This is a genomic window from Vibrio sp. FF266, assembly GCF_041439695.1.
Lineage (GTDB): Bacteria > Pseudomonadota > Gammaproteobacteria > Enterobacterales > Vibrionaceae > Vibrio > Vibrio tasmaniensis_A.
In genome coordinates this window covers 41,598-56,981 of the sequence record NZ_JBGOOO010000022.1, presented here as the reverse complement: position 1 = coordinate 56,981, position 15,384 = coordinate 41,598, and the positions used below count along the sequence as shown (strand labels likewise).

21 protein-coding genes are annotated in these 15,384 nt (G+C 43.7%); 13 read left to right on the top strand and 8 right to left on the bottom strand.

Annotated elements, in window-relative coordinates; translation table 11 throughout:
* Positions 1 to 68 precede the first annotated feature (68 nt).
* The 3 genes from pyrB (at position 69) to ACED59_RS16225 (ending at position 1,998) form a co-directional block, all read left to right on the top strand.
* Positions 69 to 998 (top strand): aspartate carbamoyltransferase, encoded by a 930-nt coding sequence (gene pyrB / locus ACED59_RS16235; protein WP_017097536.1) that lies wholly within the window; start codon positions 69 to 71, stop codon positions 996 to 998.
* Positions 999 to 1,010: 12 nt separating this feature from the next.
* Positions 1,011 to 1,472, top strand: a complete 462-nt coding sequence (gene pyrI / locus ACED59_RS16230) for an aspartate carbamoyltransferase regulatory subunit (RefSeq protein ID WP_004735320.1) — start codon at positions 1,011 to 1,013, stop codon at positions 1,470 to 1,472.
* 136 nt (positions 1,473 to 1,608) lie between these two features.
* Positions 1,609 to 1,998 (top strand): RidA family protein, encoded by a 390-nt coding sequence (locus ACED59_RS16225; RefSeq protein ID WP_004735319.1) that lies wholly within the window; start codon positions 1,609 to 1,611, stop codon positions 1,996 to 1,998.
* A 124-nt stretch (positions 1,999 to 2,122) separates the two neighbouring features.
* Here the strand turns inward: ACED59_RS16225 and ACED59_RS16220 are convergent, their stop codons facing one another.
* The 8 genes from ACED59_RS16220 to mlaF form a co-directional block, all read right to left on the bottom strand.
* Complete coding sequence (locus ACED59_RS16220; protein ID WP_004735318.1) at positions 2,123 to 2,848, bottom strand: 1-acylglycerol-3-phosphate O-acyltransferase; 726 nt, start codon at positions 2,846 to 2,848, stop codon at positions 2,123 to 2,125.
* Positions 2,849 to 2,998: 150 nt separating this feature from the next.
* Positions 2,999 to 4,264: a UDP-N-acetylglucosamine 1-carboxyvinyltransferase gene (murA, locus tag ACED59_RS16215; protein ID WP_029223886.1), complete on the bottom strand. Its 1,266-nt coding sequence runs from the start codon at positions 4,262 to 4,264 to the stop codon at positions 2,999 to 3,001.
* Between the two features lie 8 nt (positions 4,265 to 4,272).
* Complete coding sequence (gene ibaG / locus ACED59_RS16210) at positions 4,273 to 4,527, bottom strand: BolA family iron metabolism protein IbaG (RefSeq protein ID WP_004738686.1); 255 nt, start codon at positions 4,525 to 4,527, stop codon at positions 4,273 to 4,275.
* Between the two features lie 13 nt (positions 4,528 to 4,540).
* On the bottom strand, positions 4,541 to 4,849 hold the full coding sequence (locus tag ACED59_RS16205; protein WP_004735315.1) for a lipid asymmetry maintenance protein MlaB: 309 nt from the start codon (positions 4,847 to 4,849) through the stop codon (positions 4,541 to 4,543).
* Complete coding sequence (locus tag ACED59_RS16200) at positions 4,849 to 5,526, bottom strand: phospholipid-binding protein MlaC (RefSeq protein WP_029223887.1); 678 nt, start codon at positions 5,524 to 5,526, stop codon at positions 4,849 to 4,851. The genes ACED59_RS16205 and ACED59_RS16200 overlap by 1 nt, the downstream gene beginning before the upstream one ends.
* 4 nt (positions 5,527 to 5,530) lie before the next feature.
* Positions 5,531 to 6,022: an outer membrane lipid asymmetry maintenance protein MlaD gene (gene mlaD / locus ACED59_RS16195; RefSeq protein ID WP_009847732.1), complete on the bottom strand. Its 492-nt coding sequence runs from the start codon at positions 6,020 to 6,022 to the stop codon at positions 5,531 to 5,533.
* Between the two features lie 2 nt (positions 6,023 to 6,024).
* Entirely contained in the window at positions 6,025 to 6,804 is a 780-nt protein-coding gene (gene mlaE, locus ACED59_RS16190; protein ID WP_029223888.1) for a lipid asymmetry maintenance ABC transporter permease subunit MlaE, read from the bottom strand.
* A complete protein-coding gene (gene mlaF / locus ACED59_RS16185) occupies positions 6,794 to 7,600 on the bottom strand; it encodes a phospholipid ABC transporter ATP-binding protein MlaF (RefSeq protein ID WP_009847734.1) in 807 nt (268 codons plus the stop codon). The genes mlaE and mlaF overlap by 11 nt, the downstream gene beginning before the upstream one ends.
* A 263-nt stretch (positions 7,601 to 7,863) precedes the next feature.
* On the opposite strand from mlaF, the gene ACED59_RS16180 reads away from it, so the two are divergent.
* The 10 genes from ACED59_RS16180 (at position 7,864) to rapZ (ending at position 15,382) form a co-directional block, all read left to right on the top strand.
* The gene (locus tag ACED59_RS16180) at positions 7,864 to 8,829 is read left to right on the top strand and encodes a calcium/sodium antiporter (protein ID WP_009847735.1); all 966 of its coding nucleotides are present in this window, start codon (positions 7,864 to 7,866) and stop codon (positions 8,827 to 8,829) included.
* A gap of 34 nt (positions 8,830 to 8,863) precedes the next feature.
* Positions 8,864 to 9,835 (top strand): arabinose-5-phosphate isomerase KdsD, encoded by a 972-nt coding sequence (gene kdsD, locus ACED59_RS16175; RefSeq protein WP_017097541.1) that lies wholly within the window; start codon positions 8,864 to 8,866, stop codon positions 9,833 to 9,835.
* Positions 9,835 to 10,392, top strand: coding sequence for a 3-deoxy-manno-octulosonate-8-phosphatase KdsC (gene kdsC / locus ACED59_RS16170; RefSeq protein WP_017097542.1), 558 nt, complete (start codon positions 9,835 to 9,837; stop codon positions 10,390 to 10,392). The genes kdsD and kdsC overlap by 1 nt, the downstream gene beginning before the upstream one ends.
* A complete protein-coding gene (gene lptC, locus ACED59_RS16165; protein WP_017097543.1) occupies positions 10,389 to 10,952 on the top strand; it encodes an LPS export ABC transporter periplasmic protein LptC in 564 nt (187 codons plus the stop codon). The genes kdsC and lptC overlap by 4 nt, the downstream gene beginning before the upstream one ends.
* Positions 10,933 to 11,427, top strand: a complete 495-nt coding sequence (lptA, locus tag ACED59_RS16160) for a lipopolysaccharide transport periplasmic protein LptA (RefSeq protein WP_009847739.1) — start codon at positions 10,933 to 10,935, stop codon at positions 11,425 to 11,427. The genes lptC and lptA overlap by 20 nt, the downstream gene beginning before the upstream one ends.
* A gap of 2 nt (positions 11,428 to 11,429) precedes the next feature.
* The gene (gene lptB, locus ACED59_RS16155; RefSeq protein ID WP_009847740.1) at positions 11,430 to 12,155 is read left to right on the top strand and encodes an LPS export ABC transporter ATP-binding protein; all 726 of its coding nucleotides are present in this window, start codon (positions 11,430 to 11,432) and stop codon (positions 12,153 to 12,155) included.
* A gap of 54 nt (positions 12,156 to 12,209) precedes the next feature.
* On the top strand, positions 12,210 to 13,670 hold the full coding sequence (locus tag ACED59_RS16150) for an RNA polymerase factor sigma-54 (protein ID WP_009847741.1): 1,461 nt from the start codon (positions 12,210 to 12,212) through the stop codon (positions 13,668 to 13,670).
* A gap of 90 nt (positions 13,671 to 13,760) precedes the next feature.
* Positions 13,761 to 14,048, top strand: a complete 288-nt coding sequence (gene hpf, locus ACED59_RS16145; protein ID WP_009847742.1) for a ribosome hibernation promoting factor — start codon at positions 13,761 to 13,763, stop codon at positions 14,046 to 14,048.
* A gap of 1 nt (position 14,049) precedes the next feature.
* A complete protein-coding gene (ptsN, locus tag ACED59_RS16140) occupies positions 14,050 to 14,508 on the top strand; it encodes a PTS IIA-like nitrogen regulatory protein PtsN (RefSeq protein ID WP_009847743.1) in 459 nt (152 codons plus the stop codon).
* Between the two features lie 4 nt (positions 14,509 to 14,512).
* Entirely contained in the window at positions 14,513 to 15,382 is an 870-nt protein-coding gene (gene rapZ, locus ACED59_RS16135; RefSeq protein WP_017097544.1) for an RNase adapter RapZ, read from the top strand.
* Positions 15,383 to 15,384 lie beyond the last annotated feature (2 nt).

The following is a 15,384-nucleotide window of genomic DNA, read 5'->3' as shown; positions in this document are numbered from 1 at the left end:
ACTTTTTTAAAGCCTCCCATTATGGGGGGCTTTTTTATGGCCAATACATTATTGTGGGGAAGAAGATCATGGCGAATTCGCTCTATCAAAAGCACATCATCTCAATTCCAGAGCTTTCTCGTGAAGAGCTAGAATTAATTGTTCAAACGGCAGGTCAACTTAAAGCTGAACCAAACCCAGAACTCATCAAGAACAAAGTTGTTGCCAGCTGCTTCTTCGAACCTTCTACGCGAACTCGTCTCTCTTTTGAAACTGCGATTCAACGCATCGGTGGTGATGTGATTGGTTTTGATAGCGGTGGTAACACGTCACTGGCGAAGAAAGGCGAAACGCTAGCAGACTCAGTACAGGTTATCTCTTCATACGTTGATGCTTACGTAATGCGCCACCCTCAAGAAGGCGCAGCGCGTCTGGCTTCTGAGTTCTCAAACGGTGTACCTGTGATTAACGCGGGCGACGGCGCAAACCAACACCCAACACAAACGCTATTAGACCTGTTCTCTATCGCCGAAACTCAAGGCCGCCTCGACAACCTTAACGTTGCATTCGTTGGTGACCTTAAGTACGGCCGTACAGTTCACTCGTTGACTCAAGCACTAGCAAAGTTCGACAACATCTGTTTCTACTTCGTTGCTCCAGAAGCACTGGCGATGCCTGACTACATTTGTGAAGAGCTTGATGAAGCGGGCATCAAGTACCAACTGCTGACAGACATGGAAGATGTGATTCCAGATTTGGATGTTCTGTACATGACTCGAGTTCAAAAAGAACGTTTTGATGAATCGGAATACGCGCACATCAAATCAGCGTACATCCTGACGGCTCCGATGTTGGAAAATGCACGTGATAACCTAAAGGTTCTTCACCCTCTTCCTCGTGTTGATGAAATTACTGTCGATGTCGATAAAACACCTTACGCTTACTACTTCCAGCAAGCTGAGAACGGTGTTTACGCACGTGAAGCATTGTTAGCCCTTGTTCTTAACGAAACGCTGTAGAGGAGAGATATCATGTCTAAAGAGACTCAATTAAAAGTTGAAGCAATCAAGAACGGAACGGTTATCGACCATATCCCAGCCAACATCGGGATCAAGGTACTCAAACTTTTCGACATGCATAACTCTAATCAGCGAGTAACGATTGGCCTAAACCTGCCATCTTCAGCTCTAGGCGGTAAAGACTTACTCAAGATAGAGAATGTGTTTATCACTGAAGAACAAGCGAGCAAGTTAGCACTTTACGCGCCTCATGCGACCGTCAACCAAATCGAAGATTACGAAGTGGTTAAGAAGCTACCACTAGAACTTCCTGAGCAAATCAACGATGTGTTCGAGTGTCCAAACACCAACTGTATTACTCACAATGAACCCGTTGAAAGCAGCTTTAAGATCTTTGAAAAGAAAGAAGATATTCGATTGAAGTGTAAATACTGCGAAAAAGTCTTCTCTCGTGAGATCGTGACAGAAAGATAACGTCATACGGCAACACCGATCGAACGCAAAAACTATTCAATACCTCGCCTGTGCGGGGTATTTTGATCTTTACCTATCCAAAGTTTGAAGGCACACTGAAAATTGATTTTTATCCAATAACTGATGGAATAAACCAATGACTAAAGTACTTCACACAGAATCTGCTCCAGCTGCAATCGGCCCATACGTACAAGGCGTTGACCTTGGCAACATGGTTCTGACTTCTGGTCAAATCCCAGTAAACCCAGCAACTGGTGAAGTATCTGCTGATATAGCAGAGCAAGCTCGCCAATCTCTAGACAACGTTCAAGCAGTTGTTGAAGCTTCAGGCCTGACTGTAAAAGACATCGTAAAACTAACGGTATTCGTTAAAGACCTAAACGACTTCGGCACAGTAAATGAAGTTTACGGTAAGTTCTTTGATGAGCACGGTGTTGCAAACTACCCTGCACGTTCATGTGTTGAAGTAGCGCGTCTGCCAAAAGATGTAGGTATCGAGATCGAAGCTATTGCGGTTCGCAAATAGGTTTTAATATCTAGAATAAACGGTTTCTAGTAAACAAGTTGGCATAATGCTGAGCGTTTATCAGATACAAAAAAGGTTGCCCAATTGGCAACCTTTTTTATTGTTCATCGTTTCGCTTAGATGATTACTTCTTATTAAGCTCAACCACTTCTTTGTCTAACTCTTCAAGCTTCGCAGCCATCTGCTCACGAGCTAGGTTAGCCAGTTGACGAACATTAGACTTATCGTAATCTTCAGTGCTGATTGGTGGCAGCATTTCAACAATCACATGACCATTGTTCCAACGGTTCAGCTTCACGCCACCTGTTGAGCTACACACGATAGGGATAATAGGTAAGCCAGCGCCAATCGCAGCATGGAAAGCACCCGTTTTGAATGGCAACAAACCACGACCACGAGAACGAGTCCCCTCAGGGAACATCCATACTGAAACATCACTCTCTTTAAGGCTAGTAACCACTTGATCGATAGTACCTACCGCTTTGCTGCGGTTAGCTCGGTCAATTAGGATATTACCCGTCAACCAGTACAGCTGACCAAAAAGAGGCATCCACGCTAGGCTTTTCTTGCCGACTGTCACAACTTTAGGTGTTACCGCTGATGAAATCGTGAATAGATCCCAGCTATTTTGGTGGTTTGCAACGTAAACATGTTGGCCACGAGAGTAAGCATCTTCCGGGATACGAAGCTCTAACTTCATGCCAAAGATTTTCGACATGCGACCGAAATAGCGGCCAAAGGTAAATACGTGTTTCGGGTTGCGTGGGCTGAGTAAACAGTAACCACACCCAAATACAAACATAAGAATCGCAAATATCGCCACTGCGAAAATACGTAATATTGCTATCATTTTGTTCCTCACAACCGCCAAGTTGATTCATCTATTTGCACAAAATAGGCAGCAGATTCACTGGCGGTAAATACAACTATAAAAAAGCCGAAACCAAGGTTCCGACTTTTATGTTTTCATCTTACTGATTCATGAACTCACTAACCTAAGTTAGTTCGACTCGCTAAACCGTGTAATGTTTGCGCCTAAGGCTGACAATTTATCTTCAATCTTATCGTAGCCACGATCGATGTGATAAATACGGTCAACAATGGTTTCACCTTGAGCAATACAGCCAGCAATAACAAGACTCGCAGATGCGCGAAGGTCCGTTGCCATTACTTGAGCGCCGCTCAATTTTTTGGTTTCACCACAAATAGCCGTGTTGCCTTCGATCTCGGCTTTTGCGCCCATTCGCTGTAATTCAGGGATGTGCATAAAGCGGTTTTCAAAGATAGTCTCAGTGATAACACCACTGCCCTTCGCCATCATGTTAAGCAGAGTAAATTGCGCTTGCATGTCGGTTGGGAAACCTGGGTGAGGTGCTGTTACGATTTTCACCGCTTTGAGCTCACGATCTGTCATATCAAGGCTGATCCAGTCTTCGCCTGTTTCAACCTTCGCACCCGCTTCTTCAAGCTTCGCTAATGCAGCTTCAAGAAGATGAGCGTTAGTGTTACGACAAACGACTTTACCGCCAGACACTGCCGCAGCAACCAAGAACGTACCGGTTTCAATACGGTCAGCAACCACAGAGTGTTGGCCACCACCAAGACGCTCAACGCCTTCGATAGTGATCGTGTCTGTACCTGCGCCAGAAATCTTAGCACCCAGTTTGTTTAGGAAATCAGCCGTATCAACAATCTCAGGCTCTCGCGCTGAGTTATCTAATACAGTTGTACCTTCAGCCAATGTTGCTGCACACATGATAGTAATGGTGGCACCCACACTTACTTTATCCATCACGATGTGCGCGCCTTTCAGACGGCCATCAACACTTGCTTTCACATAACCATCTTCCAATACAATGGTCGCACCTAGTTGCTCTAGGCCATGGATATGTAAATCAACAGGTCGAGCACCAATTGCACAACCGCCCGGAAGTGACACTTGGCCTTCACCAAAACGAGCGACTAAAGGACCTAAAGCCCAGATAGAAGCGCGCATTGTTTTTACTAAATCGTAAGGTGCACAAAATTCATTAATTTCGCGGCCATCAACATGAACACTACCGTTGCGTGATACTTTTGCGCCTAAACGCTTAAGCAATTCCATCGTAGTATCGATGTCACGTAGGTGAGGAACATTACTCACTTCAACCGGCTCTTCAGCTAGAATTGAAGCAAATAGGATTGGTAGGGCTGCATTTTTTGCGCCTGAGATCGTCACTTCACCGCTTAGCGGCTTATCCGATCCAATAACTCGAAACTTTTCCATCATAAACCTTAAAGTGACATCAGTTTCTTATCACGTTCCCACTCTTCCGGCGTGAAAGCCTTAATAGAAAGAGCATGGATATCATTGCGTTGAATGTATTCCATTAGTGGGCCGTAGATTAGTTGCTGCTTCTTAACTCGATTCATGCCGTCAAAACATGGATCAACCGCAACAACTTCGTAATGACTACCTTCACCCTTCACGATAATTTCCTGAAGGTTCAGAGCCTCTGCTAATAATTCTTGTACTTTTGTGCTGTCCACAAATAGCTCCTGCCTAATTTTTTATGTGTTCTGCCATCATTGGCTGGATATTGCTCAATTGGAACAACGTTCGTAATTGTTCTGGCACGAAACTGAGCATTATATGACAGTTTTGATTTTTTGCATGCTCTAATAAGTGAATTAGCATCACCATTCCTGCTGAATCGACTCGATTTATATGGCTAAGGTCAATTTCAACGCTCGATTCCGTCGTTTGCCACTTTTCCAATATACGCCAGATTGCAGGTACACTATCTCGATCTATATCACCAAGAAGTTGATATTCTTTAGAGCTTAGCGCTTGCCATTGAGAATGGCTCATTATTTATTACTCTCAAAACGAATCGGTTGAGAAGCCAGTTTCTCGAGTTCGTCAGCTACTTGTAAGATGCCTTCTTGACGAATCTTAGTGTTCCACTCAGACTTCTTACTTGATAACAGGCTTATACCTTCGGCAACCATATCAAATGCCTTCCACTCACCTGACTTCTTATCTTTGCGCAGTTTAAACTCAAGGTTAATGTTTGGTCGAGGCGTATCAATGATATCAACCTTAATACTGGTAATACGGCTATCTGTTTTAATTGTTGGTTCTGGACCAAATTTAATCGTCTGATCTGTATATTGAGTTAACACTTGAGCATAAGAAGAAACGAGATATTTACGAAATGCATCAATAAATACGCGCACGTCTCCTCTATCAGCACCTTTCAAGTTCGGCCCTAGCAACTTCAGCGCCGCATATTGAGCATTCACATAAGGCATCAACTCTTCTTCCACGATGACCTTCAGTAACTCTGGGTCTTGATGGATATTCTCTTGCTCGTTCTTCAAACGGGCGAAAGCCTCTTCCGCAACTTGAGTCATCATCTGATAAGGCTGAGTTCGGTCAATCGGTTTTGCCGAAAAAGCTGGAGTCGACATCAGTAAAGCGACTGCTGCCAGAAACCATATTTTCAATAAGTAATTAGTCTTCAATAAATTATTCGTCTTTAACATGAGCCTACTCCTTAGCTTCGCTATTATCAGAGCCACCGACGCTATACAGCACTTGACCAATCAAATCTTCTAATACTAATGCCGACTTGGTGTCTTCGATAGAATCACCATCAACCAACATCTCTTCATCTTCAAAGATGAAGCCTGGAACTAAGCTGATGTACTGCTCACCGATCAAGCCCGACGTTAAGATTTGAGCACTAGAGGTATCAGGAAATTGTGAGTACTTCGCATCAATAGACAGTTCAACCACAGGAAGGTAGCTCTCAGTATCAAGTTCAATACTTTGAACTCGACCAACAACGACGCCCCCCACCTTTACTGGTGAGCGAACCTTTAGGCTGCCAATATTGTCAAAGGTCGCTTTTAGGTTATAAGTATGGTTTGAACCTATACCTTTTACGTCAGCGACTTGAAAGATCATGATTAAGATTGCGCAAATTCCGGCAATAACAAAGGTGCCGACCCATAATTCTAATTTTCGAGTTTGTTGCATGATTAATTCCCAAACATCAATGCGGTAAGAACAAAATCTAGCCCTAATACCGCTAGAGAAGAGTGTACTACTGTGCGTGTGGTTGCCTGACTAATACCTTCGGATGTCGGTACTGCATCATAACCATTAAAAAGTGCGATCCAAGTTACGGTGATAGCGAAGACCATGCATTTGATCATGCTGTTACCAATATCACGGCCAAGCTCAACGGAAGACTGCATCGCAGACCAGAAACTGCCGTGGTCAATACCTTTCCAATCCACACCGACTAACTGAGCACCCCAAATCCCGACCGCCATAAAGATCATAGCGAGCAGTGGCATAGAAATAAGGCCGGCCCAGAGACGTGGCGCAATAATGCGTTTAAGAGGATCAACCGCCATCATCTCAAGACTAGAGATCTGTTCCGTTGCTCTCATTAAGCCGATCTCAGCCGTTAATGCTGAACCCGCACGGCCAGCAAACAGAAGTGCTGTCACCACAGGGCCCAGTTCCCGTAACAACGAGAGCGCGACCATTTGCCCAAGGTTACCCTCTGCGCCATAGTCGATTAATACGACATAGCCCTGCAGACTGAGTACCATGCCAATAAACAAACCCGAAACTAAAATGATAGCCAATGACTGAACGCCAACGCTATAAAATTGTTTAACTAATAGAGGGAAGTTTTTTAGTTTCGGGATGCCAAACAAAGCCCCAAATAGCATTAGGCTTGCTCGACCAAATGACTCACAGATCGCAAGTGCGCGCTTACCGACACCCGCAATAGTTTTAGCAATCATATTCAAACAAATCCTTTTCTAAGCTATTTGCAGGAAACCTAAATGGCACAGGGCCATCCGATTCACCTTGCAAAAATTGCTGCACTCTTGGGTCGCTGTTGTTGTACAACTCATCAGGAGAACCTGCAGCAATAATTTTCCCATCAGCCATCAAATAAACCCAATCAGCAATGCTCATCACCTCAGGGACATCATGAGAAACGACAATCGAGGTTAAACCCAAGGCTTGATTGAGGTTACGAATCAACTCAACCAAAACACCCATGGTGATTGGGTCTTGGCCAACAAAAGGCTCATCATACATAATAAGTTCTGGGTCCAATGCGATCGCACGGGCCAACGCCGCTCGTCTCGCCATACCACCAGACAACTCACTCGGCATTAATTGCGCCGCGCCTCGCAACCCTACCGCCTCAAGCTTAAGCAATACAATGGTACGAATGAATTTTTCGTTAAGTTCAGTGTGCTCTCGCAAAGGAAACGCCACATTATCAAAGACATTCAGATCCGTGAAAAGTGCCCCCGATTGGAAAAGCATGCTCATTTTCTTGCGTGCTTGATATAGCTTTCGACGTGGCAATGCAGGGATGTTGTCGCCATCAAACCAAATTTCACCTTCATCTGGTGGTAATTGTCCACCGATCAGACGTAATAAGGTTGTTTTACCGATCCCTGACGGCCCCATGATCGCGGTTATTTTTCCTTGAGGAACCTCTAAACTGATGTCATCAAAGATAATTCGCTCACCGCGTGAGAAGCTGAGATTCTTAACTTTCACAAGCTCAGTGTTCAACATACTTTTGTTGTTTCCTTGCTTTAAAAACGCCAATTATGGCTGCAATAATAATGAGTCTACTTTAGAATTAAAAGCGCTGTTCAATTAATTATTAAAAACAGAAAACAAAGGCAGGGATTTGAAAGCATTGAGAAATTCATTCCTCATCAACATTTCTTTACCACTAACTAGCAATTAATTTGTCGAGTGACTTCCCTTTTATCTAGCAACAAGTCAAAATTAGCGGTTAATTCTCCGTTTTTTATTAATTTTTAGGAATCATCATGCTTGAAGCGATTGCGTTTCTTATTATCGGTCTAGGTTTTTTGGTGTGGAGTGCAGATAAGCTGGTATACGGTGCCGCAGCTCTTGCTCGCAACTTCGGTATTTCACCACTAGTTATCGGTATGACAATCTTAGCAATGGGATCTTCAGCCCCTGAAATGATGGTTTCTGCGACAGCAGCCCTTGATGGTAAAACAGATACGGCGGTAGGTAACGTATTAGGCTCAAACATCGCTAACATCGCGCTGATTTTAGGTATTACAGCCCTTATCAAGCCATTATCGATTAGCTCTGGTGTGATTCGTCGTGAACTACCTTTAATGATAGGTGTCACTCTATTAGCGGGCGCACTGCTTTGGGATAATCACTTAGGTTTCTATGAAGGTGTGTTGTTGTTTGTTCTTTTTGCCGCTTTCTTATTTGCGATGCTGCAAATCAGCCGTAGTGAGAAAAAGAACGGTGATGCCTTTCTTGACGAACAAGAATCTGAAGTTCCTGAAGGCGTGAGCAACCCCAAAGCCGCAATGTGGGTGGTGGTTGGTCTGATTATTCTACCTCTAGCGGCCAACATGTTGGTTGATAACGCGGTTGTTATCGCGAAGTTCTTTGGTATGAGCGACCTTGTGATTGGTTTAACCATTATTGCCGTTGGCACAAGTTTACCTGAACTTGCAGCATCACTAGCTGGTGTTATGAAAGGTGAAGATGATATGGCTGTGGGTAATATCATTGGCTCAAACGTCTTCAATATCCTTGCCGTGATGGGTATCCCGGGCATCCTAAACCCTTCAATCTTGAGCGAGTTTGCAATGGGTCGTGACTTCTGGGTGATGCTAGGCGTATCACTACTCCTTGTTATCATGGCACTAGGAAAATCTCGTAGCGTGAATCGTATCGAAGGCGGCGTGTTAATCGTGACGTTTGTGGCATATCAAAGTTACCTACTAATGAACATGTCAGCTTAATTGTTGATTTAACTTCCCGTACTTGGAGTATTTGATGTCTCAGCCATTTGATTATTGCAGCGTTGCAAAACAAGTTTTGGAAACTGAAGTTGCAGGTCTCACGCAATTAGACCAATATTTTAATGATGATTTTAGCAAAGCTTGCGACCTAATCCTGTACAACAAAGGCAAAGTCGTAGTGATGGGCATGGGCAAATCAGGCCACATTGGTAACAAAATAGCAGCTACATTAGCAAGCACTGGTACATCGGCTTTCTTTGTACACCCAGGTGAAGCAGCGCATGGTGATTTGGGCATGATCGAACCTGGCGATATTGTGATCGCAATATCCAACTCAGGTGAATCAGGAGAAATCCTCAGCCTATTCCCAGTATTAAAGCGTTTAAACATTAAGATTATCAGCATGACTGGCAAGCCAGCATCAAACATGGCGACTTTATCTGATATTCATTTACAGATTTCAGTACCCGAAGAAGCGTGTCCCCTTGGTTTAGCACCAACAACCAGTACTACCGCTACTTTGGTTATGGGTGATGCATTAGCCGTTGCACTTTTACAGGCAAGAGGTTTTACCGCTCAAGATTTTGCACTGTCTCATCCTGGTGGTGCTTTGGGCCGTCAACTGCTGTTGAAACTAGACGACATCATGCACACCGGCGATTCACTCCCAATTGTTGCTCCGGATGCACTAGTTCGAGATGCCCTGTTAGAGATATCTCAAAAAGGCTTGGGTATGACGGCAATCGTCGGTGAAGATGACCAAATGAAGGGCATTTTTACCGATGGTGATTTACGCCGTATCTTAGATAAACGTATTGATATTCATAGCACGCAGATCGGCGATGTGATGACACTGAACCCAACGGTAGCAGAACCGAATATGCTCGCAGTTGAGGGCTTAAATTTGATGCAAGCTAAGAGCATCAATGGCCTGATGTTGTGTGATAATGGCAAATTAGTAGGCGCTTTAAATATGCATGACTTACTGAAAGCAGGAGTAATGTAATGTCACAGGCAATTGAAACCCTTTACGGCACAGTGGATTCACGTGTATTTGCGATTGCAAAAGAGATCAAACTGCTGATTTGTGATGTCGATGGCGTATTCTCTGATGGCCGCATCTACATGGGTAACAACGGTGAAGAGCTAAAAACTTTCCATACGCGCGACGGTTACGGCATTAAATCGTTGATGAACGCGGGCGTTGAAATCGCAATCATCACTGGCCGTAAATCTCAAATTGTTGAGAATCGAATGACCGCTCTCGGTATTAAGCTAATTTATCAAGGTCAGGGTGATAAAGTTAAAGCCTACCAAGATATTTGCGATAAACTTTCAGTTAATCCTGAAAACACAGGTTATATCGGAGACGATTTAATCGACTGGCCTGTAATGGAAAAGGTTGGCTTGAAGGTATGTGTGGCAGACGGTCACCCATTGCTTGCACAAAGAGCCAACTACGTAACAACCATTAACGGCGGTTACGGTGCAGTACGTGAAGTCTGCGACCTTATTTTACAAGCAAGAAACGAACTCGACGTGCACAAAGGTTTAAGCATATGAGTTTTAATCGTATTATCTACTTAATACTCATCTTTATTGCCTCTTGGTCGGCCTATTACTTGTACGACAAAGAGCAAACTTCGACGATACAAGTAGATCCAAACTTGGAACTGCCTGCGTTTAGTGGCAAGAATCTTGATAACATTAGCTATGACGAAAGCGGTATTCGTAGCTATCAAGTTGAATCGACCAATCTAGAGCACTACTCGGTCGTTGGCGATACGCACTTTCAAGACCCTATTCTTTCAGTATTCCGTGAAGGGCATACGATAGAATGGCGAGTGACCGCTGATCGCGCAATTATGGATGAAAATCAAGTCATCACTTTTTATGACAATGTTGTGGCGAAAAACCTGTTGCCAGATGCTAGCTTCGATACAATGACCACAGATAAAATGGTTGTTGAACTGACTAGCCGAGATTTTTATTCAGACACTCCGGTCCATATGATCGGTACATTTTTTGAAAATGAGGGGCAAGCAATGAAAGGGAACTTCGGTACCAACAATGCGACTCTCTTTAATTCTGTTCAGGGTAGATATGAAACTCTCACACCTTAGTTTATTGGCTTTGACCCTTGCGGCGTCTAATGTCTATGCTCTATCTTCGGATAGCGAGCAGCCTGTCTATATTGATTCAGACAGTCAGCAATTGGATATGAAAAGCAATCAAGTTACCTTTCTTGGTGATGTAAACCTTAAGCAAGGTAGCATCAATATCAATGCCGATAAGGTCATTGTTACACGTAATGCCGTCAACGGTGAAATTGAAGAAATACAAGGTTTCGGAAAGCCCGCAACCTTTTCTCAACTTACTGACGATGGGAAAACACTCTATGGTGAAGCTGACGATTTACATTACCAGCTGATTGCCGATAGATTGATCATGACTAAGAACGCGATGCTATCTCAAGATGGCAGTATCATTCGTGGCTCTAAGATTACCTATCAGATCACCTCTCAAAAATTGGTTGCCGATAGTGATAGCAGTGAGCGAGTATCAACGGTTTTACAACCAGCGGAAGTGAATAAGTAATCATGGCAGTCCTTACAGCAAAGAACCTAGCGAAGACCTACGGAAAACGTAAAGTTGTAACAGACGTAAGCTTGCAAGTAGAGTCAGGTCAGATCGTCGGGCTACTTGGCCCAAACGGTGCAGGTAAAACCACCTCTTTCTATATGATAGTGGGTCTGGTTGCGCGTGATGAAGGTACTATCAGCATTGACGACCGAGACATCAGTATCTTACCAATGCACAGTCGTTCTCGTCTTGGTATCGGTTACCTTCCTCAAGAAGCATCCATTTTTCGTAAATTGTCAGTTGAAGACAACATCATGGCTGTTTTGCAAACGCGCGATGAGATGACTAACGCACAACGTCAAGATAAGCTGGAAGATCTTCTCGAAGAGTTCCACATCCAACATATTCGAGCGAGTAATGGTATGGCTTTGTCAGGTGGTGAGCGTCGCCGTGTTGAGATTGCTCGCGCACTAGCAGCAAACCCTCAATTCATTCTCCTGGACGAACCTTTTGCAGGTGTTGACCCTATATCGGTTATCGATATCAAAAAAATCATTGTTCACTTACGCGATCGCGGCTTAGGCGTTTTGATTACCGACCACAACGTTCGTGAAACATTAGACGTGTGTGAAAAAGCTTACATCGTAAGTCAAGGGCATCTAATAGCTGAGGGAACTCCTGAAGATGTTCTCAATAACGAACAAGTTAAACAAGTTTATCTAGGCGAACAATTCCGTCTATGATTAGATAGAGAGTATCGAGAGTTCTTAGAATAATAACTAGGTAAGTAACACTGAATGAAACCCTCATTACAACTTAAGCTAGGCCAACAGTTAGCAATGACTCCTCAATTGCAACAAGCGATTCGTTTGTTGCAATTGTCTACTTTGGATTTGCAACAAGAGATTCAAGAAGCACTTGAATCGAACCCACTACTCGATGTCGAAGACGGCAATGAAGATACGCCAACATCGGAAGAAAAACCTAGCAGTGACGAGAAAGAAACAGTTGAAACAGTAGAACAAGACTTACCTGATAGCTCCGATTTGATCGAAAAATCAGAGATCGGCAACGAACTAGAAATCGATACAACTTGGGAAGACGTTTACAGCGCAAACACAGGTAACACTGGCATTGCGATTGATGACGACATGCCCGTTTATCAAGGCGAAACCACACAAAGTCTATACGATTACCTGCTCTGGCAACTCGATTTAACACCATTCACTGAAACTGACCGCAGCATAGCTTTTGCGCTAATTGATGCTATCGATGACCGCGGTTACCTGACCGTATCTTGTGAAGACATCCTTGAGAACTTCGACAACGAAGAGATCGAGCTTGATGAAATTGAAGCCGTTCGTAAACGAATTCAGCAGTTTGATCCGCTAGGTGTCGGTTCTGTGAATCTGCAAGATTGCTTGTTACTGCAATTGGCGACCTTCCCACAAGATACCCCTTGGCTTAACGAAGCTAAGTTAGTACTTACTAGCCATATCGACCAACTCGGCAATCGCGATTATAAACTGGTTATCAAAGAGACTAAGTTGAAAGAAGCGGAACTACGCGAAGTTTTGCAATTAATCCAACAGCTGGACCCTCGCCCTGGCAGTAAGATCACGCCAGACGAAACCGAGTATGTGGTTCCTGACGTATCCGTCTTCAAAGAGCTTGGGAAATGGTTGGTCACCATCAATCCAGATAGCGTGCCAAAACTAAAAGTGAATCAACAATATGCGGCCCTTAGTAGCAAAGGCAGTAGCGCTGACAACCAATTTATCCGCTCAAATTTGCAAGAAGCAAAATGGCTAATTAAAAGCCTAGAGAGCCGAAATGAAACGCTACTAAAAGTCGCTCGGTGTATTGTTGAACATCAACGCGGTTTCTTCGAACATGGCGCAGAAGCCATGAAGCCGATGGTATTGAATGATGTGGCTTTAGCTGTTGATATGCACGAATCCACGATCTCTCGTGTGACGACTCAAAAATTCATGCACACACCGCGTGGCATCTTCGAACTCAAGTACTTTTTCTCAAGCCATGTCAGCACTGACAATGGCGGTGAATGTTCATCTACAGCAATTCGCGCACTCATTAAGAAGCTTGTCGCAGCGGAAAATACCGCAAAGCCTCTAAGTGATAGTAAGATTGCTGCTTTACTGGCTGACCAAGGAATTCAGGTAGCTAGACGTACCATAGCGAAATACCGTGAATCTCTGGGCATTGCCCCATCGAGTCAGCGTAAACGCCTGCTATAAACTAAAGTAGTTAGCTCTTTATTCATTAACGATTGATTAGTTAACTATTAATTTAGTTGTAACCTGGCAACCAACTGAAAAGGAAAGTCTATGCAAATCAATATTCAAGGCCATCACGTTGATCTTACCGATTCAATGCAAGACTATGTTCACACCAAATTCGACAAACTTGAGCGCTTCTTTGATCATATCAATAGTGTTCAAGTTGTTTTAAAAGTTGAGAAAATCAATCAAATCGCAGAAGCTACCCTGCATATAAATCAAGGGGAAATTCATGCGACAGCAACAGATGAAAGCATGTATGCCGCGATTGATTCATTGGTTGATAAACTTGTTCGCCAACTCAACAAGCACAAAGAAAAACTAAGTAGTCACTAACATGCAATTAAGCGAAGTACTTTCATTGGACTGCACTAAAAGTGCAGTCCAATGCACAAGCAAAAAAAGAGCCCTTGAGCTGATCAGTCAAATCGCAGCAGAAAGCTGCGGTCAAGATTCAACAGAACTGTTTGAGTGCATGCTGAGCCGTGAAAAAATGGGCAGTACAGGTATCGGTAACGGTATTGCGATTCCCCATGCACGCATGAATGTCAGTGATAAAGCGATTGCTGTATTAATACAATGCCAAGACCCAATCGAATTTGATGCTATCGATAACCGCCCAGTTGATCTACTGTTTGCTCTACTTGTTCCTAGTGAACAATGTAAAGAGCATCTGAAAACCCTTTCTTGTATGGCAGAGCGACTTAACGACAAGCAGACTCTTAAACAGTTGCGTAATGCTCAAAGCGATCAAGAGCTTTACGACATCATGATTCAAGTGCCAACTTGCGAGTAATAACATGCGATTAATCGTTGTTAGTGGCCAGTCAGGAGCCGGGAAAAGTGTTGCGCTACGAGTTCTTGAAGACTTGGGGTATTACTGTGTTGATAACCTACCAGTAAACCTGCTCAACGACTTCGTCGAATCGGTACGCGAGATCAATCAAAACGTCGCTGTTAGCATTGATATTCGTAACCTACCAAAAGAGCCTCAGTTAGTTACAGAAACGCTAGACCAGTTAGAAGCCGCCACAGATATAGACCTAAACGTCTTATTTCTAGATGCGAGTAAACAGACGCTACTCAAGCGCTACAGCGAAACACGCAGAATTCATCCTTTATCGATCGGCCAAGAAAAACTCTCTCTTGAACAAGCTATTGATTTAGAAAAAACACTTCTGACTCCTCTTGTAGAGCAAGCCAGCATTGTGATTGATAGCAGTGACTGTAACCTCTACGAATTGAGTGAACAGGTTCGTTTCAAAGTTGAGGGCAAAGAAAAACAAGAACTCATTATCGTTTTTCAGTCTTTCGGCTTTAAGTTCGGCCTACCAAGTGATGCCGATTATGTGTTTGATGTTCGATTTCTGCCAAACCCTCACTGGGAACCGGCACTACGACCATTGACGGGACTTGATGCTCCAATTCACTCTTTCCTAGAGAAACACGCTGAAGTTCTTGAACTCAAGCAACAAATTCAAGGCTTTGTTGAGCAGTGGTTACCCATGTTAGAGAAGAATAATCGCAGCTACCTAACGGTCGCGATTGGTTGCACTGGCGGCAAACACCGCTCAGTTTATCTAACTCAGAAAATTGGTGAATACTTCGAACAACTCGGTCATCAAGTTCAAATCAGACATGCCTCCCTAGAGAAGCACCAACAGGGCTAACC

Bases quoted from the DNA above. Each gene is read 5' to 3' on its own strand.
- pyrB (WP_017097536.1), top strand. From the start codon at position 69: ATGGCGAATTCGCTCTATCAAAAGCACATCATCTCAATTCCAGAGCTT.
- pyrI (WP_004735320.1), top strand. From the start codon at position 1,011: ATGTCTAAAGAGACTCAATTAAAAGTTGAAGCAATCAAGAACGGAACG.
- ACED59_RS16225 (WP_004735319.1), top strand. From the start codon at position 1,609: ATGACTAAAGTACTTCACACAGAATCTGCTCCAGCTGCAATCGGCCCA.
- ACED59_RS16220 (WP_004735318.1), bottom strand. From the start codon at position 2,848: ATGATAGCAATATTACGTATTTTCGCAGTGGCGATATTTGCGATTCTT.
- murA (WP_029223886.1), bottom strand. From the start codon at position 4,264: ATGGAAAAGTTTCGAGTTATTGGATCGGATAAGCCGCTAAGCGGTGAA.
- ACED59_RS16205 (WP_004735315.1), bottom strand. From the start codon at position 4,849: ATGAGCCATTCTCAATGGCAAGCGCTAAGCTCTAAAGAATATCAACTT.
- ACED59_RS16200 (WP_029223887.1), bottom strand. From the start codon at position 5,526: ATGTTAAAGACGAATAATTTATTGAAGACTAATTACTTATTGAAAATA.
- mlaD (WP_009847732.1), bottom strand. From the start codon at position 6,022: ATGCAACAAACTCGAAAATTAGAATTATGGGTCGGCACCTTTGTTATT.
- mlaE (WP_029223888.1), bottom strand. From the start codon at position 6,804: ATGATTGCTAAAACTATTGCGGGTGTCGGTAAGCGCGCACTTGCGATC.
- mlaF (WP_009847734.1), bottom strand. From the start codon at position 7,600: ATGTTGAACACTGAGCTTGTGAAAGTTAAGAATCTCAGCTTCTCACGC.
- ACED59_RS16180 (WP_009847735.1), top strand. From the start codon at position 7,864: ATGCTTGAAGCGATTGCGTTTCTTATTATCGGTCTAGGTTTTTTGGTG.
- kdsD (WP_017097541.1), top strand. From the start codon at position 8,864: ATGTCTCAGCCATTTGATTATTGCAGCGTTGCAAAACAAGTTTTGGAA.
- kdsC (WP_017097542.1), top strand. From the start codon at position 9,835: ATGTCACAGGCAATTGAAACCCTTTACGGCACAGTGGATTCACGTGTA.
- lptC (WP_017097543.1), top strand. From the start codon at position 10,389: ATGAGTTTTAATCGTATTATCTACTTAATACTCATCTTTATTGCCTCT.
- lptA (WP_009847739.1), top strand. From the start codon at position 10,933: ATGAAACTCTCACACCTTAGTTTATTGGCTTTGACCCTTGCGGCGTCT.
- lptB (WP_009847740.1), top strand. From the start codon at position 11,430: ATGGCAGTCCTTACAGCAAAGAACCTAGCGAAGACCTACGGAAAACGT.
- ACED59_RS16150 (WP_009847741.1), top strand. From the start codon at position 12,210: ATGAAACCCTCATTACAACTTAAGCTAGGCCAACAGTTAGCAATGACT.
- hpf (WP_009847742.1), top strand. From the start codon at position 13,761: ATGCAAATCAATATTCAAGGCCATCACGTTGATCTTACCGATTCAATG.
- ptsN (WP_009847743.1), top strand. From the start codon at position 14,050: ATGCAATTAAGCGAAGTACTTTCATTGGACTGCACTAAAAGTGCAGTC.
- rapZ (WP_017097544.1), top strand. From the start codon at position 14,513: ATGCGATTAATCGTTGTTAGTGGCCAGTCAGGAGCCGGGAAAAGTGTT.